The organism is Streptomyces sp. SAI-135 (assembly GCF_029893805.1).
Taxonomy (GTDB): Bacteria; Actinomycetota; Actinomycetes; order Streptomycetales; family Streptomycetaceae; genus Streptomyces.
In genome coordinates this window covers 502,884-516,637 of sequence record NZ_JARXYP010000002.1, presented here as the reverse complement: position 1 = coordinate 516,637, position 13,754 = coordinate 502,884, and the positions used below count along the sequence as shown (strand labels likewise).

General features: G+C 71.4%; 11 protein-coding genes. 4 read left to right on the top strand and 7 right to left on the bottom strand.

The annotated features are described in order from the left end of the window. Positions 1-4: 4 nt before the first annotated feature. A complete protein-coding gene (locus tag M2163_RS06935) occupies positions 5-319 on the bottom strand; it encodes a trypco2 family protein (RefSeq protein WP_280853755.1) in 315 nt (104 codons plus the stop codon). A 229-nt stretch (positions 320-548) separates the two neighbouring features. Between M2163_RS06935 and M2163_RS06930 the strand changes: the two genes are divergently transcribed. Together M2163_RS06930 and M2163_RS06925 are read left to right on the top strand one after the other, a co-directional pair. Beyond that, a complete protein-coding gene (locus tag M2163_RS06930; RefSeq protein ID WP_280893445.1) occupies positions 549-1,694 on the top strand; it encodes a DUF5937 family protein in 1,146 nt (381 codons plus the stop codon). Between the two features lie 56 nt (positions 1,695-1,750). Next, positions 1,751-3,019, top strand: coding sequence for an MFS transporter (locus M2163_RS06925; protein WP_280893444.1), 1,269 nt, complete (start codon positions 1,751-1,753; stop codon positions 3,017-3,019). A gap of 146 nt (positions 3,020-3,165) precedes the next feature. Here the strand turns inward: M2163_RS06925 and M2163_RS06920 are convergent, their stop codons facing one another. After that, positions 3,166-3,615: a DUF2690 domain-containing protein gene (locus M2163_RS06920; RefSeq protein ID WP_280893443.1), complete on the bottom strand. Its 450-nt coding sequence runs from the start codon at positions 3,613-3,615 to the stop codon at positions 3,166-3,168. 396 nt (positions 3,616-4,011) lie between these two features. On the opposite strand from M2163_RS06920, the gene M2163_RS06915 reads away from it, so the two are divergent. Then, positions 4,012-5,190, top strand: coding sequence for a helix-turn-helix domain-containing protein (locus tag M2163_RS06915; protein WP_280893442.1), 1,179 nt, complete (start codon positions 4,012-4,014; stop codon positions 5,188-5,190). 67 nt (positions 5,191-5,257) lie between these two features. Here the strand turns inward: M2163_RS06915 and M2163_RS06910 are convergent, their stop codons facing one another. Continuing rightward, positions 5,258-6,133, bottom strand: a complete 876-nt coding sequence (locus tag M2163_RS06910; protein WP_280893441.1) for an NAD(P)H-binding protein — start codon at positions 6,131-6,133, stop codon at positions 5,258-5,260. Positions 6,134-6,263: 130 nt separating this feature from the next. On the opposite strand from M2163_RS06910, the gene M2163_RS06905 reads away from it, so the two are divergent. Further along, positions 6,264-7,166, top strand: a complete 903-nt coding sequence (locus M2163_RS06905) for a LysR family transcriptional regulator (RefSeq protein WP_280893440.1) — start codon at positions 6,264-6,266, stop codon at positions 7,164-7,166. Between the two features lie 33 nt (positions 7,167-7,199). Here M2163_RS06905 and M2163_RS06900 read toward each other — a convergent pair whose 3' ends face one another. The 4 genes from M2163_RS06900 to M2163_RS06885 form a co-directional block, all read right to left on the bottom strand. Next, positions 7,200-9,251, bottom strand: a complete 2,052-nt coding sequence (locus tag M2163_RS06900) for a serine protease (RefSeq protein ID WP_280893439.1) — start codon at positions 9,249-9,251, stop codon at positions 7,200-7,202. Positions 9,252-9,528: 277 nt separating this feature from the next. Continuing rightward, positions 9,529-10,059: a hypothetical protein gene (locus M2163_RS06895; protein WP_280893438.1), complete on the bottom strand. Its 531-nt coding sequence runs from the start codon at positions 10,057-10,059 to the stop codon at positions 9,529-9,531. 52 nt (positions 10,060-10,111) lie between these two features. Further along, the gene (locus M2163_RS06890; protein WP_280893437.1) at positions 10,112-13,231 is read right to left on the bottom strand and encodes a serine protease; all 3,120 of its coding nucleotides are present in this window, start codon (positions 13,229-13,231) and stop codon (positions 10,112-10,114) included. Then, positions 13,228-13,542, bottom strand: a complete 315-nt coding sequence (locus M2163_RS06885) for a trypco2 family protein (protein ID WP_280853764.1) — start codon at positions 13,540-13,542, stop codon at positions 13,228-13,230. The genes M2163_RS06890 and M2163_RS06885 overlap by 4 nt, the downstream gene beginning before the upstream one ends. Between the last annotated feature and the right edge of the window lie 212 nt (positions 13,543-13,754).

Below are 13,754 nucleotides of genomic sequence, written 5' to 3'. Positions count from 1 at the left end.
TCCATCAGTCTTCGTCCCAGGACCCGTTGTCGGTGTCGCTGATCTCCGGACTGGCGCCACCGCGGGCCCGGTCCCGGACCGACAGTTTCAGCCTCAGTCTGTGGGTGCGGACGGCAGAGCGTTCACCGCCCGCCCCGACGGTTGCCACACCGAAGCTGACCTTGCCGTCGCCCTTGCCGCTGTTGCGCAGCTCCAACTGCAGCTCCAGTTCGGCCTCCTCGATGCCGAACGCGAACTGCTGATCTGCCCCCAGGTCCTGCGCCTGATAGAGCTCCTGCCGCAGTTCCTCGATCGCCGCAGCAAGACCGATCTCCGCCATCCGTCCCCCAACCGCATCGTGCCTTCGGGGCAGTCTGTCAAGGATGTAGGCCCGGACGCCTGGGGTTTGGGGGAACGGGCGCGTCGGTGGCGTGTCCGCCGGGAGACGCGCTGCGGCGATGCCCACTCGCCGCCGGGCCGACCATCGCGCACCGGTCAGCGACGCGGAAGGCGTACGGCGGCGCGGCGACCCTCCCGTCGCCGAGGCCGTTCGGCAAGGATGGCGGGTCATGACGATCGTGTTCCGGGTCCCGGCCGGCGGTGCGGAGCGGGTGGGGTTCGCCTATTCGCCGACGATGGAGGCCGTACTGAGCCTCCATGTGCTGGTGGAGCCCAAGCACCACCCCGTCCAGCACGGCTGGGTGCGTGCGATGCGCAAGCTGTCCCCGGTGTTGAAGCGGGAGATCGAGGCGTTCTCCTACGCGGTGCGCTCGTACTTCCCCGAGTTCCTGTTTCCGCAGCCGACCGGCGGCCTTGCGGACTTCGAGGACGAACTGGCCGGCCTGCGCGGGGCGGATCCGGAGCTGGTCCGCCTGGAGTTCGCCGTCCCTCTGCTCACGCCCTGGCCGGGCGGCGGAGAGGGCAGGGATCCGCACGTGCTGGACGAACCGGAGGTACGCCGTCTGGTGCGGGAGCGCCTCGCACGGGAAAGTGACGGTGCTGTGGCCGCGATGCTCCTCGACGACCCCCGCGCGCTGCTGGAGCGGTTCCTGAGCATGCTGGAGCGCTACTGGCAGGAGGCGTTCGAGGAGGAATGGGCACGGCTCGAACCCGAACTCGCCGCCGGCGTCAGCGAGGCCGGACACCAGATCGAGCAGCGCGGCCTGTACGGGATGCTCCGCGGCCTGTGGCCCGAAGTGCGCAGCGATCCGCAGGCCGAACGCTTCTGGCTGGAGCGGCCGCACGACCACGAGGTCGCCATCGGACCGGACGACACGTTCGTGCTCGCCCCCAGTGCCTATGTGTGGCCGCACGTACGCGTCAACTGCGACGGCCCGTGGCCCCTCGGGCTCGTCTTCCCCGTCTCCTCGATCGTCCGGGAAGCCCGCCCGAGGATTCCGCCGACCAGGCTCGTCGGCACACTGCGCGCGCTCGCCGACGACACCCGGCTGCGCGCCCTGCGACTGCTCGCCGAACGTCCCCGCAGCACACAGGAGTTGGCCCCGCTCGTCGGCGTCAGCGAGGCCGCCCTGTCCAAGCACCTGAGGGTGCTGGCGGACGCGGGCCTGCTGGAGCGCCGACGCGAGGGCTACTACGTCCTGTACCGGCTTGCGTCCGGACAGGTGGCGGGCCTGACCCCCAGCCTGGAGAGCTTCCTGCACGGCGACGGCGACGGCCACGGTGACGTTTACGGTAAGGCGTCCGACCACGACTGATTAGCCATCTGCCTAATAAGTAGATCAGGGGCCTGACGGGACCCGACAGTGGCCGCATGCCACTGCTGAAGGACCGCAACTTCCTGCTCCTCTTCGCCGGCCAGGGCATCTCACGCTTCGGGGACGGCCTGTACACCGCCGCGACCGCCTGGCTGGCCTGGTCACTGACGAAGGACCCCACGGCCGTCGCCGTGGTGAGCGTCTCCGCGTTCGCGCCCGCGTTCGTGGCCACCTTCGTCGTCGCCTCGTACGCCGACCGCCGCGACCGCCGGAAGCTGATGATCGCCACCGACCTGGCCCGGGTCGCCGTGGTGGCCGCGGCTTCACTCCTGCTCTCCCTCGGCCTGCTGAACCTGCCCCTGCTCGTGGCGACCACGGCACTGCTGGCGTTGATCGGCGCCCCGTTCGCCCCGGCGCGCAACGCCATCGTCACGCAGATCGTGCCGGACGACCGCCTCCAGCAGGCCAACGGACTGCTGCAAGTCGCCTTCCGGGCCGCCTTCTTCGTCGGCCCGCTCATGCTGGCACCGCTGCTGGCCTTCGGCTCGCTCCAGGCGGTGCTGGTGGTGAACGGACTCACCTTCCTGGGCTCTGCGGCCGCCGTGGCCGCCATCCGCGTCACCCGGCCCGCTGCGACCGGCGCTCAGGCGGGACTGTGGTGCGATCTCAGCGCCGGGCTCCGGGCGGTGCTGGCCGCTCCCGACGTACTCGTGGTCATCGTGACGTTCGTGCTCGCCCTCGCCCTGACCAACGGGTTCCTGACCGTAGGACTGGTCGCGGTCGTCGGACAGGGCGGCCAGTACGGCCTGCTGCTCGGTGTCGCCGGGGTCGCCGAAGTGGTCGGCGCCCTGCTCCTGGCCGGGTTGCGCATCCGCAGACTCGCACTGGCCGCGGTGCTGGCGTGGGCCCTGCTCGGGGTCTTCCGGGCTCCGCTGGGAACGGTGACCTCCCCCGCGGTGGCGGCGGTCTTCCTGACCGCCACGGGGCTGGCCTCGGCCCTCACGGACATTCCCTTGATCGCACTGGTGCAGCAGCGCATACCGAGCCGTCATCTGGCGAAGGCGCTCGGCCTGTGGGAGGCCGGGGTGGCGGGAGCCCTGGCGATCTCCCCCTTCGTGGCCTCCACCGCCATCACCCTCGCCGGAGTCGAGAACGCCTTCCTGCTCTCGGGAGCCGCTGTTGTCGCCCTGGCCGTGACCGCCACGCTCACCCTCGCCTGCGTCGGCACACGGCAGGCCGGTCAGGAGCCCTTCGTCACGGCCGACGGCACGACGCGCGGCGCGGTGGCGGTGGAGACGGCGGTGATCACGGCCAGATCGGAGTGACTCGCGGACCAGAGCCCGGCAGAGCGGCCCGAGCGGCTGGGGAAGCATGCCGCTCGGGCCGGGCTGCGGGAGATGACGTGCATCAAGAAGGGGAACGCCAGCTCGGACAGCGGGAGTTCCGGAGGCGTTGAGCCTCGGCGGGACGCTCAGTAGGACCCGGTGCGCCCTTCGTAGATACGCGCCCCGCTGTCCCACATTCCCTTCGTGTACGACGTGACGTTGGCGTCGTTGACCATGCGGGTGTAGCAGTCGGTGTCGCCGTTGGGCACGGAACAGGAGTACTCACGCCCGTCGCTGTTGCGGTGCACAGTGGCGTACGGGGTGAATTGGTCCCGCGGGTCATAGCCCGCGTTGGATATCCGGCCCCAGGCGGCCCGGCAGCTGGGGCTGTAGCGGAGTTCGAGCAGCGCCTGCCCGAGCCTGGTGCTCTCCACGGTCCGCGCGTCGTCCTGGCAGTAGACGGCGGGGTCCTTGCCGTCGCAGGCCGACCCCGAGCACGCGCTGGCGGCCGCCTGAGCCGGCGTTGCCGCGAGCAGTCCGCCGCCTGCGAGCAGGATCGCGGCCGCGGCGCGCGCCCAGGTTGTGCCGTTTCTCATCTGTTCTCCCCTATCCGAAGCGGTGGTTGAGCCAGTGGCGGGGCCGTCGTCGACGCGTCCACGGGGGAGGGCGAACGACGCGGAGGGCACTGACGGCGTCACGGTGGCGGGCCCGGCGGATCCAGGCAAGCGGAATGGGCCGGCCTGGGACGCTGACACTCCCACTCCCCGTCTGAGCTGTGTGTTCATGAAGCGGTTGGGATGCGCGTGGGATGCGGGCGGAGCGACCGACGGCATCCGCAACGGCCAACCTCCGGCTCGGTCGGGGAACTTCTGGCACATTGGACCGCCGGGACCGTGACCACGTCCCCAGCCGGCGGAACGTCAGGCCGTCGGCACGCGCCGATACGCAGCCGGGACGGGCGGGCGTGTCCGAACAAAACAGGGGGGTTCTCCATGAACCAGTACAAGGAAGTTGAGCGGCTCGCCGCTCAACTGCGTGCGCTGAAGAAGAGATCCGGGCTCAGCTACGACGCTCTCGCGCAGCGAGCCGGCATCAGCCGTTCCAGCCTCCACCGCTACTGCGCGGCTTCCTCGGTCCCGCAGGACTACGGCGCGGTGCACCGCATCGCCACCGCCTGCGGCGCCACCTCCGCCGAACTGCGCGAACTGCACCGGCTGTGGGCTCTCGCCGACACGGAACGCGAGAGACGGGTGCCGCAGGAAGAGACCGTGCACGGCGATGTCCTGGGTGAGGAGGCCGAGGCCGGACAGGCAGCGGCCGTAGCCACCGACCCGGCACCAACCGCGACGGAACAGGAACCCGCCACCGCGCACCGGGAGTTGCCCACGGATCCCGCTCCCGCGCCCGGCAGCCACGAGCCGAGGACGAAGCCCGCCGGCCTCCCGGCGAATCGTCGGGCCGTCGCTCTGACCGCCGCGGCCGCCGTCACCGTTCTCGGGACCGTCGGCTGGGCCATGTCCCTGGCCTCCACCCACGACGAGCCGGCCGACACGTCAGATTCACGGACCCTGTTCTCCTCCGTCTGCTCGCCCGTCGTGAGCATGGGCCAGCACGACGAGTGCGTACGCGAAGTACAGACGCTGCTCGAACGTCACGGCGCCGTCATCGACGTGGACGGCGACTTCGGTCCGCAGACACTGCGCCGAGTGACGGCTTTCCAGGTGGTCGCCGGCCTCCCGCCGAACGGCGTCGTCACGACAGCCACCAAAAAGGCGCTCTACGAGTCGAAGGCCCGTATGGACACCTGGCAGCCGGAGAAGGTTCGCCAGCGTATCCGTGAGGTCTTCGCCGAGACACCGGACGACGCCGTCGCCATCGCCGACTGCCAGTCGTTCCTGGACCCTCTGCACATCCTGCCGAACACCAACGGCAGCAGGAACTGGGGCCTGTTCCAGATCTCCGACACCCGGTTGCGTGAGCTGGGCGGGACTCCGCTCAGGGCGCTGGACCCCGAGTGGAACATCCAGGCCGCCAAACGTCTGTGGTCCCGCGACCAGGACTTCCACGACTGGCCGCACTGCGAGCGCGCCCTGCGGACCAAGGCATCGGCAGTCCCGTCTTCGGCCCCGTCCGCCGCCGCGGAGACGGTGGGGCGGGACTCGCGCGGCTAGGACGACGCGAGGAAGAGCGGCCCCGTGTGCCTTTGGCGGCTGTGCCGGGCACCGACTCACGCGTCGGTCATGACTGGACGGCCGGCTTCAGGACGTTCTGGCACCACTGGCGGAAGTCGGTGGCGGCGGCCGGATCATGGGTTTCGGCGTCGTAGATGCCGTTGTTCTGGGCGTTGACCATGTCGGCCATGTCCCGTGCCAGCGAAGGGCTCGCTCCGTGCTGCACCATTCGGCTCCGGAAGTCCGCGAGCGGTACCTGCTGATAGCGCACCGGTCGGCCCAGGGTTTCGGAGATGATCTCAGTCATGGCGTCGGGGGACAGGCTGTCGGGGCTGACCAGGGGAATGCGGGCCTGGCCGGTCCAGGTGGTGTCCAGCAGAAGGGCCGCTGCCGCGGCGGCCACGTCCTGGGTGGCGACGGTCGCCAAGGGCCGGTCCGCGGTGTTCGCCATGGAGAACACGCCCTGCTGGGCGATCGGCTGGGCCTGCCGGAGGATGTTCTCCATGAAGAACGGCAGCGCCAGGGCGCGGTGCTGCACGCCGGTGCTCTCGATCAGCTCGTCCATGTCGAGCGCGGCCGACAGAAGTCCCGCCTCGCCGCTGTACCCGTGCCCCAGGGAGGTGACGTGCACCATCCGCACGCCTCGGCTCGCGGCTTCCCTGGCTGCGGCCCGGGTGAAGTCCGAGTAGTAGCTCCTGGCGGGGCCGGCGTCCCGGAAGCCGGCCGGGGGTACGAGCCAGAACAACCGGTCAGCGTCCTCAAGGGCCTTCGTGATCGTGTCCGCGTCGGCGTGTGAGCCCTCCACCACCTCCGCCTGCGCGCGCACGTGCTCCGGCAGGCGGGAGGAGTCGCGAGCGATCACCCGGACGGGTTGACCGCTGTCCAGGACGCGGTTCAGGACCTGGCGGCCGATGTCACCGGTCGGGGTAGTAATGACGATCACGAGTGCCTCCACGCATGGCGGTCGGTCGAGGGCGAACCCCGGCGGGCGTGCCGGGCGGTCGCTCTTGAGTGAACCCGGTGCAACAGCGCAGGTGAAGGACCGTTTCGATCGCTATTGATACCCTGGAGGTATGGATGATCTGGAGGTGCGGCAGCTCCGCTACTTCGTCGCGGTCGCGGAGGAACTGCACTTCGGGCGCGCCGCCGGCCGGCTGGGCATGGCGCAGCCTCCACTGTCCCGGTCGATCCGTGACCTTGAACGACAGCTCGGCGTGACGTTGTTCGAACGGACCACCCGGCAGGTGAGGTTGACCGGCGCCGGAGAGGTTCTGCTGCGTGACGCCAGAACCGCTCTGGAGGCGGTCACCGCCGCCGCCCACCGTGCCCGGAACGCGGGCAGCGCCTCGCCCAGGCTGCGCGTCGCCCTCAAGGCCGACATCGACGGCGGCCTGCTGCCGCAGATCCTGGACGTCTACGGCACCGACCCCGCGGCCCTGCCTCCCGAGCTGGTCCTCGGAGGGTTCGGCGCTCAAGCCCAGGCAGTACGCGATGGCCTCGCCGACGTCGCGCTCGTGCTCCGCCCTGTGGACGAACGCGGACTGGACGGCGAGCCCCTGCTGACCGAGCCCGTCCTGGTCGCCATGGCCGCCGGCGACCCGCTGGCCGCGCGAACTGAGCTGTGCCTGGCGGACCTGGCCGGACGGAGCCTCCCCAACGGCGCATCGGCAGACGACGGCCCGACCGCGTCACCCCGGCCCGGAGCGACGACACCGGTCTCCAACTTGGCGGAGATCTTCAGCCTCGTCGAGACGGGCAGCGTCGTGTTCTTCGCGCCCACCTCGGTCGCCCGACGCAACCCGCGTCCCGGGGTCGCCTACCGGCCGGTCAGCGACCTGCCGCACTGCACACTGGCCGTCGTATGGCCCCAGGACGCCGGCTCACCGGCCGTCGCAGCGTTCGTACGCGCCGCTGTCGAGGTTGCCGACCACGCACACGCACACGCAGAGACTTACGCGCACGGCAGGACCGCCTGACGAGGCATTACCGGGCCAGGTCCCGCGGCCCGTTCAGCGCGCCAGGCGGCTGCCGATCGACCGGGCGGCCTCGGTGTGGGAGAGGTACTCCACGATGCTGTGGGCCCGGTCGCGGGCGTTGATGACGGCGAGGTCGGACAGGCCGTCGGCCCAGTCGTCGGCCAGCGGGCAGCCGATGGCGACCGCGTCGTTGGGGCACCACACGTTGGACCAGTCCGCGACCACGTCGGGACGCTTCGGTCCGCCGACGAGGAGCCTGCTGTACACGCTGTCCAGGCCGAGGGGACTGCCGGCCGTGGTCAGATGGACGGCGCTGACGCCGGTGGAGAGCCGGGTGGTGAGGTCCAGGGCGACGACCGTGCCCAGGCTGTGGCTGACGAGGACCACCTCGCCCGAGTCCGGCACCGCTTCGAGGACACAGTCCAGGACCTCCTCCCGGACGGGCCGGGCGTCGTCGAGGTATGCGGCGACGTCGCGGAAGATCAGGGCGATGGCCCAGGCGTCGAGGTCGCTCCGGGCGGCCAGCCAGCTCAGCTTCTTCTGCAAGGCGCCCACGACGTCGCCCAGGCCGAAGCCCTCGGTGGCCAGTTGCCGCTCCTGCGGCATGTTCCACTTCAGGGACGCCTCGCCGACGATCTCCTCGTACACCGCGCGGGCGGACGGAGCGGAGGGCGCGACGACCTCCGCCGCAGAGGCGGTCGGCGCCTCGACCACGTGGGGGACGGCCTCGTGCGCGGTGAGGGCCTGCGCCAGCCGGTCACCGTAGTACGGGAACCAGACGTCCTCCGGGTCGACGGGAGGGAGCCCGGCCCGCACGAGCCCCTGGTTGAGCCCGGCCGTCCAGTCGCGGCGCAGCTTCTCGGGGTCCTTGCCCTCCTGGGAACGACCGTGCAGGAAGACCAGGTGCCGGTCGCCGCCGAACGCGCCCTCCCGGGCGCGCAGGCCCGCGTGCGCGGCGGCCCGCTCGGGAGCCGGTGGTGGCGCGGCGACGGCAACAGTCGCCGAGGCTGGAGCGGGTGCCGGGACGGGAGCGGTGGCGGTCCCCGCCTGGGGCTGGCCCGCCTCGGGGCCGAGGTCGTCCAGCGGTGACGGCTGTGGGGAGGTGCGGGGAAGTGCCGCGAGGTGCTTGAGGATCGAGCTGATGCGCACGCCTTCGTTGGCCACCCAGTCGATGGCGTCGTCGCCGTCCCCGGGGCGCCAGACCTGACCGTCCTGGCGCAGGACGCGGCCCTGGTCGTCCATCCTGGGTACCCCGCTGTGGTGGAGGGCGACGACCTCCCACTGGTCGTTGAAGACCGGGGAGCCGGAGTTTCCGGGCTCGGTGTCCGTCCGGTAGTGGAGGAAGTCGTCGAGGCGCGTCTGCAGCATGTTGTCGCGCACGGCGATCTCCTTGAGGCGGCCCATCGGGTGGCCGATGACGTTGACGGGCTCGCCGATCACCAGCTTCCCCGTCTGGATGCTGAGCCGGTTCCAGCCGAACGTCTCGCCGGGGGGCCGCCCGTCCGGGCCGGGGGCGACGAACACCAGCGCGAAGTCGAGGCGTTCGTCCGCGGCGAAGAAGGTGTCGGGGGCGAGCTCAAGGCGGGTCGGCGCCTGCGGTGTGTTGTCGACGGTGACCTGGGCGTCGAACTCCACGAAGCACTGCCGGCAGGCGTCCGCGTCGGTGAGGACGTGATGGTTGGTCATCAGCAGGCTCGGCGAGACGAGGAAGCCGGTGCCGAGCGGCAGTTCACGGCCGTTCTCCCGGATCGAGATGCGGGCGACGGTCCGCGCGGCCCGGCTGCCGCGTGGCAGGAAACTCCAGGCCTGGAGCTCCTTGGAGACCCCGAGGATGCGTTCGTACGCCGCTGTCGGGGCCAGGGGCTCCGCGCGGACGGCCTCCACCACCATGGCGGGCGGCACCGCGTGCCGTTCGAGCAGACGGGTCGCGCGGGCCGCGAGTGCCTCGTCGGAGTCCGGGAAGGCCACCCCGGCGTCCTGCTGCCGCTCGACCGCGCGCCGTTCGTCGCCGGCCGCTCCGTAGCGTGCGGCGGCCGCGGCTACTTGCCGCCGGCGTTCATCGCGGGTTCTGTCCGTTGCAGCCATGTCAGTTGACCGTCCTTCCGGCGGCTGTTGTCGTCGTTCCATGCCATACCGGCTGGGGAGTTGACCTCGGGTGGCAGTACTCGGACAGGACAAGAAACGATCGCTGTGCAGCCGGCGCGAGGACATGAACACGAAGATGCGGAACGCTGTGTCGCTGAAGGCGCATCCGGCCGGTCCCGCTTGCGGCACCGACGGGCAAATACCCTCAAAACACTGCAAATACCATGCTAGGAGAGTTGCCGCTCACCCGCACCTCAGGGACCGGACCGGTGTCGTGTCACCGGTGTCTTCTGCGCCCGGCCGCACCCTGACGGCCCTGACGGGCGCGGAGACGGGGCTTCGGCTGGTGCCGCTTGCGCCGCTTGCCCGGCGGGTTCACGGCCGTCTGCGCGCGCGCCTGGGCGGGCGGGCCGGCTTGCCGCAGGTTCTCGATCGTGTCCTCGATCGCGTGCAACTCCGCCTCGGCACGCCCCGGTTCCTCCGCGTCGAGCCGGGCGAACGCGTTGCGCGCCTGCTCGTGCGCGCGCAGCACCTTGGCGCGGGGGCGGCCCCGGCCCCCGTACGACTGGGCCAGCACCGCCTGAGCCCGGGCCCTGTTGAACCTGAGCCGCCAGGCACGTACGTCCAACTCGTCGTACAGCGTCAGGGCCCGGCGGGCGGCCGCCTCGGCCCGTCCGCAGGTCTGCCGGAGCGCGGGCGCGGCACGCTGCGGCCGGCCCGTCGCGTCCAGCGCGAGCAGAACCTCCGCCTCCAGACAGCTCGTCCAGGCCTCGTGGACGCGGTTGGCCCACCGGTCCTCCTTGCGCATCCCCTCGTACTGTTCCAGCGCCTGCTCGACGTGTTCCAGCGCCTTCAGCAGGTCAGGCCGGCTCTCCGTCGGACGGGGCGCGCGCCCTGCCCAGGTGCGCCTCCGCCAGTCGGCCCAGCGCGAGGGCGTGCTGGGGCCGGACGGCCTCGCGGTACTCCCGCTCCAGGGCGTCGTAATGACGGTTCAGGGCTTCGGTGTGCCGCTCGACGCTCTCGTCCCACTCCTGCCGGGCGGCATGCTGCACGCCCAGGACGGACAGGGCCTCGGCGATGTCCCGTTTCCACAGACCCGGACACCTCTCGCGCAGCTCCTCGTAGATCTCGACGCTCCGCGAGGCCCTGGACACCGCGTCGTCGACGCGTCCGCTCGCGCCGAGCTGCCACGCCAGACCGCGCAGCGCGAACGCCCGCATGCCCTGGATCTCGTCCGGCCCGTGTTCGTCGCCGTGTTGGGCCTGCGGCAGCCGTTCGATCAGCTCGCACGCCTCGGTCGCCGCTTGCAGTGCCTCGCGCTGGCGGCCGATGCGGTGGGCGGCTGTGGCCAGCGTGCACAGGGACTTGACCAGACCGAAGGCGTTCTGGCGGCTGGGGTTGCGCTGGAACAGCGGTTCCAGACGCCGTATGGAGTCCCGGGCACACAGGTCCGCGTCCTCGAACCGCCCCACGTCGACGAGCCGGTCGGCCAGGTCCTTGAGGGCCTCTGCCAGGGCGAACTCGTGCTCCTCGGACGGACTGAGCTGGTGCAGCGCATGGTACATGTCCACCGCCTGCCCGGCGATCTCGTGCGCCTGGATGCGCAGCCCCGAACTGGCCAGGTACAGCGACCAGCGCTGAAGGGCCCGGGCCAGCTCCTTGCGGTTGTCCTGGGCGGGCGCTCCGCCGCCCCGCCGGTAGTGCTGCACCGCGTGTTCCGCGACGGCCGTGGCCAGCTCCAACAGGACGTCCGGGCAGGCGAGGTCGAGTTCCCCGAGAACCTGGGCGGCGACCTCCTGCGCCGACTCCTTGCGCAGCGTGGAGTTCAGCGCGCAGGCCAGCGAGGTGCCGATGGCGCTCGCGAACTGGTCCTGATCGGTGGCCGCGACCTGCTTGACCAGCTTGACGAGAGGGCGGGCGTGGCTGCGCAGGGCGGCGTCCAGCGCCTCGCGGGCCCGCTGCTGGGCCGACGGCTCACCCGTCCCGTCGGTCCGGCAGCCGTCGGAGCCGGCGGTGAGCTGAAGGACGTGCAGCACATTGAGTATCTGGCGCGCCTGGTCCGTCGCGGCCTGGGGGATCCCCGGACCGTCGCCGCCGACGTCGAGCAGTCGCGGGGCGATGTCGGGGAACGCGGCGATGACCTTCGCACCGAGCCGCTCGGCGAGCCTCAGCGGCTGGAGCGACCGCAGGTAGCCCTCTCCGGCGAGCTCCGCGTGCTGCCAGCGGGCGAAGGCACGCGTGAGCCACTCCGGTTCGTCGGCGAGGTCGGGAACCAGCCGCAGCCGGCGTGCCGCCTCGGTCTCCCGCTCCCCGTCCGTCTCGCCGTCGGCCACCGCCAGACTCGACACGGCGACGATCCGTTCGAGCAGGACCGGGTCGTGCGGCAGCCGCTGACGCTCGGCGGACGCCTGCCACCTCTGGCGTTCCACGTCGAGGGCGTAGTCCAGCAGGGCGTTGGCGCGTGAGCGCGTGGGCGGTCCCGCGCTGGCCGAGTGCGTTTTGTGCAGCAGGGTGCGGGCGTCCACCAGCGCCTGGATGAGGATGAGCAGATAGCTGCCGAAGTCGGGCTCCTGGAGACCGGGGACGTCCGGTACGGCGGGCTCGGCGGCGTCCGTCGAGCTCTCGCCCCGCGGCACCGCACCGGCCTGTGGAGCGGCGCCGGTCTTGCTGTCGCTCTCCTCGTACCAGCCCCGGAAGGCGGCGTAGGCCGACCGGTAGACGTCCTCGCGGTCGGCTTCGGGCAGCGGGGGAAGCGGGGCGGGATCCTCCGCGTCGACCAGTGCCTCGTAGCGCCTCCTGACCGCTTCCCACCACGGACCGCCCCGGTGGGCGACCGCCAGGACGCGCAGCGGATGGTGGCCGCCGCGCTCGGTGGCCTCTGCGAGGAGGACGTGCAACTGCCCGGCGTGGGCGTCGGCGTCGTCGATGACGAGCAGTCGGCTCTCGGGCAGGGCGCAGGCACCGGAGAAGTCCACGTGCAGCGGGTCGACGACACCGGCGACCCACCCCCTCGCGGCCATCGTGCGGCACAGTTCACGGGCGAGACGGGTCTTGCCGACGGTGCTGCCGCCCGTGAGCAGCCGTATGCGTTGTCCGCCGCCCCGGTCGTCCTCGTGCTCACACCAGTCGACCAGCGCCCGGAGCTGCTGCGCGCGCCCACGGAAGGGCACGACACCGTGGCGGGATTCGAGCAGGTCCGCCTCGGACCACTGCTCGCGTGGCGGCAGGGGGCTGTACGCGGGCTGCAGGATCTCGCCACCCGCCCAGACGGGGTCCAGCGTTACGCGTTCCTCGGGGTCGGTGCTGCCGCGGGCGGCAAGCAGGCAGGCGTTCGCCTCGGCCGGCCCGTCGTCGCCGAAGACCGCGGTGACGGGCAGCGCGATCAGCCGTCCCTCGATCGTGGCGCGGTCCTCCGTGATCACGCCGATGAGGTGATCCCCGCTGAACAGGGCCGCACCCGACATGCCGCTCCAGAGCGACGCGCCCCGGGCGAGCGGCGAGGTTCCTGTCCTGATCTGCAGGTTCAGACGACGCACCGCGCGCCTCCACCCGGTGAGCGGAAGAACGCGCCCGCGTACGTCCTCCGGGTTCAACAACTGTCGCGTCCCGGACTGCTGCACCCCTGACTTCGGAAAGCCCAGCGCCTGGGCGGCGACGGCGCCCTCGCCGATGAGCCGGCCCAGGCGCACCTCACCGGACGGGACGTCCCGTGCCGTCCGGAACGGATCCCCGGCGGTGGATTCCAGGAGCGCGAAGTCGCGCTCCTCGTCTCCCCGGACCGCCACCCGGAAGGTGTGCCGCTCCTGCGAGAGGTCGTAACTGCCCTCGATGCGCGCGTAGGCGCGGGCGGTGACCGCGGAGCCCTTCGGCCCGACGCAGTGACCCGCGGTGAGGATGAGCTCCGGGCTCAGTAGATACCCCGAGCCTCGTGTGCCGTCCGCGGAGAGCGAGACCAGCCGCTCGGCGTCGAGCCCGGTCATTGGGCGACGTCTCCGTCGTCGGAGATGAGCGTGGTGGGCGGCAGCGTGAGGTTCAGCTTGATCCGGTGGGTGGTGGCGTTGCCGCGCGCGTAGTCGCCACCGGCCTGGACGACCCAGAACTGGATGCCGGCCCGGCCCCCGGCGTTCCGGGTGATCTGGACCGTCGCCTCCACCTCGACGTCGGCGATACCGAAGCGCAGCGCTTCCCCCGCGGCTCGCCGCTGGGCCTCCTCCAGTTCCCGTCGCAGGCCGCCGAGCATGTCCGCAAGACCCAACTCGTCGGTGTCCAGAGCCTGTTGTCCTTGTGCCATTGCCCTACTCCTTCGCAGGGGAGGTTCCGATCAGGAGGAGCGGAAGGGCCCGCGACGGAAGGCGGCGACACGGTCAATTGTCCGATCGCAGTCAGGGGCGGGCAACTCGATCACCCGGGGTCGGCAGGGCTCGTCGACGCGCACGGCCTCACCCTGTCGGCCTAGTGTGGGAAGAGGGGTGACTCTTCGTCCGGACCGACACGGAGGAGCAC

Excerpts from the sequence above, each read along its gene's own strand:
- M2163_RS06935 (WP_280853755.1), bottom strand. The coding sequence starts at position 319 with ATGGCGGAGATCGGTCTTGCTGCGGCGATCGAGGAACTGCGGCAGGAG.
- M2163_RS06930 (WP_280893445.1), top strand. The coding sequence starts at position 549 with ATGACGATCGTGTTCCGGGTCCCGGCCGGCGGTGCGGAGCGGGTGGGG.
- M2163_RS06925 (WP_280893444.1), top strand. The coding sequence starts at position 1,751 with ATGCCACTGCTGAAGGACCGCAACTTCCTGCTCCTCTTCGCCGGCCAG.
- M2163_RS06920 (WP_280893443.1), bottom strand. The coding sequence starts at position 3,615 with ATGAGAAACGGCACAACCTGGGCGCGCGCCGCGGCCGCGATCCTGCTC.
- M2163_RS06915 (WP_280893442.1), top strand. The coding sequence starts at position 4,012 with ATGAACCAGTACAAGGAAGTTGAGCGGCTCGCCGCTCAACTGCGTGCG.
- M2163_RS06905 (WP_280893440.1), top strand. The coding sequence starts at position 6,264 with ATGGATGATCTGGAGGTGCGGCAGCTCCGCTACTTCGTCGCGGTCGCG.
- M2163_RS06900 (WP_280893439.1), bottom strand. The coding sequence starts at position 9,251 with ATGGCTGCAACGGACAGAACCCGCGATGAACGCCGGCGGCAAGTAGCC.
- M2163_RS06895 (WP_280893438.1), bottom strand. The coding sequence starts at position 10,059 with ATGCGCAAGGAGGACCGGTGGGCCAACCGCGTCCACGAGGCCTGGACG.
- M2163_RS06890 (WP_280893437.1), bottom strand. The coding sequence starts at position 13,231 with ATGACCGGGCTCGACGCCGAGCGGCTGGTCTCGCTCTCCGCGGACGGC.
- M2163_RS06885 (WP_280853764.1), bottom strand. The coding sequence starts at position 13,542 with ATGGCACAAGGACAACAGGCTCTGGACACCGACGAGTTGGGTCTTGCG.